The sequence below is a fragment of the Streptomyces sp. JHA26 genome (assembly GCF_002005565.1).
In the GTDB taxonomy this organism is placed as follows: domain Bacteria; phylum Actinomycetota; class Actinomycetes; order Streptomycetales; family Streptomycetaceae; genus Streptomyces.
This window is the reverse complement of record NZ_BDJC01000135.1, coordinates 1-2,161: the sequence shown is the minus strand read 5'-3', so window position 1 is coordinate 2,161 and position 2,161 is coordinate 1. Positions and strand designations below refer to the sequence as shown.

Annotated in this window: 1 protein-coding gene; it reads right to left on the bottom strand. The window is 70.6% G+C overall.

All coding sequences use genetic code 11. The annotated features are described in order from the left end of the window. On the bottom strand, positions 1 to 2,104 hold a 2,104-nt coding region (locus JHAT_RS33355; protein ID WP_253195698.1), incomplete at its 3' end, for a condensation domain-containing protein. Positions 2,105 to 2,161: the final 57 nt, after the last annotated feature.

Below are 2,161 nucleotides of genomic sequence, written 5' to 3'. Positions count from 1 at the left end.
TCAGCTCGGCGACCTTCGGGTCTCCGGAGACGTCGGTCCGCAGGACGAGGGTGTTGATGAAGAACCCGATCAGGCGGTCCAGCGCCTCGTCCGTGCGGCCCGCGACGGACGTTCCGAGGACGATGTCCTCCCCCGCGCCCAGCCGGCTGAGCAGCACCGTCAGGGCACTCTGCACGACCATGAACACACTCGCCTGCGTCTCCCGCGCCAGGGCCGCAAGCCCCTGGTAGAGCTCCGCGTCGATGCTGAAGGTGACGGCGTCGCCGCGGTAGGTGGAGACCGCCGGGCGGGGGCGGTCCACCGGCAGCATCAGCTCCTGCGGGGCGTCGGCCAGCTGCTCGCGCCAGTAGGCGAGCTGTGCGGCGATGGCGCTGTCGGGGTCCTCCTCCGAACCGAAAACCTCACGCTGCCACAGCGTGTAGTCCGCGTACTGCACCGGCAGCGGTTCCCACGCCGGCGCCCGGCCCTCGGCCCGCGCCGCATAAGCGGTCGAGAAGTCACCGGCCAGCGGGGCCACCGACCAGCCGTCACCGGCGATGTGGTGCAGCACGAACAACAGCACGAACTCGTCACCGGGAAGGTCGAACAGGGTCACCCGCAGCGGAGCGTCCACCGACAGGTCGAACCCCCGGCCCGCCTCGGCCGACAACGCCCCCAGCAGACCGGCCTCGTCGACCTGGACGACGGGGACCTCGAGGTCCACGTCGACCACCACCTGGCACGGCTCGCCGTCCCCCGCGTCCGGGAACACCGTCCGCAGGCTCTCGTGCCGGCCCACCACATCACCCAGGGCCGCCCGGACCACCGCCGGGTCCACCGCGCCGGTCAGACGCAGCGCGCCGGGGATGTTGTAGGCGGCCGACTCCGGCTCCATCCGGTTCAAGAACCACAGCCGGCGCTGCGCGAACGACAGCGGAACCACCTCGGGACGCTCCACCGCCTTCAGCGCCCGCCGCGCACCGGGCGAACCCGACACCCGCAACGCCAGCTCCGCCACCGTCGGCGCCTCGAACAACGCCCGGATGGCCACCTCCGCACCGAAGGACGACCGCACCCGGGACACCAGACGCGTCGCCAGCAGCGAATGCCCACCCAAGTCGAAGAAGTTGTCGTCCACCCCGACCTGGTCCAGGCCCAGCACCTCGGCGAACAGCCCGCACAGGATCTCCTCCTGCGGAGTCCGCGCCGCACGACCGGTTCCGGAACCGGTGAACTCCGGCGCGGGCAGAGCACGCCGGTCCAGCTTCCCGTTCGGTGTCCGCGGCAGCGAATCCAGCACCACGACCGCCGCCGGCACCATGTAACCCGGCAGCGAACGACCCGCGAAGGCACGGACCTCACCCGCCTCGACACCCGGCGCCACCACATAGGCCACCAGACGCCGGTCCCCGGGACGGTCCTCACGGACCATGGCCACCGCCTGGTCGACTCCCGGGAAGGCAGCCAACGCGGATTCCACCTCACCCAGTTCGATGCGGAAACCACGCACCTTCACCTGGTCGTCGACCCGGCCCACGAACACCAGGTTCCCGTCCGGCAGCCACCGCACCAGGTCCCCGGTGCGGTACATACGCTCACCCGGACCACCGAACGGACAGGCGACGAAACGCTCCGCCGTCAGACCCGAACGCCCCCAGTACCCACGAGCCAGACCCGCACCGGCCACATACAGCTCACCCACCACACCCGGAGCCACCGGCTCCAGACCACCGTCCAGCACGAACACCCGCGTTCCGACCAAAGGACGTCCGATGGGCACCACACCGCCACCAGTCAGCGGAGCACTCACCGACACACACACCGTCGCCTCGGTGGGCCCGTAGGCGTTCACCATCCGGCGACCCGCCGACCACCGCTCCACCAGATCGGTACCCGTGGCCTCACCTGCGACGATGAGAGTGGTGGAGGTCGATATCGTCTCGGGGGAGAGCACGGCCAGGGCTGCCGGGGTGAGAATCGCGTGGGTGACGCCCTGATCCGCGATCACTCGGACGAGGCTGGGGCCGGGCATGAGTTCCTCGGCCGACGCCAGAACGATGGCCGCACCGGTGGTGAGCGCGATACCGATCTCCGCGACCGCGGCGTCGAAGCTCGGCGAGGCCATCTGCAGGAGCCGACTGTCACCGCGGACGCCGAACCCCGCAGCCTGTCCGCTGGTCAT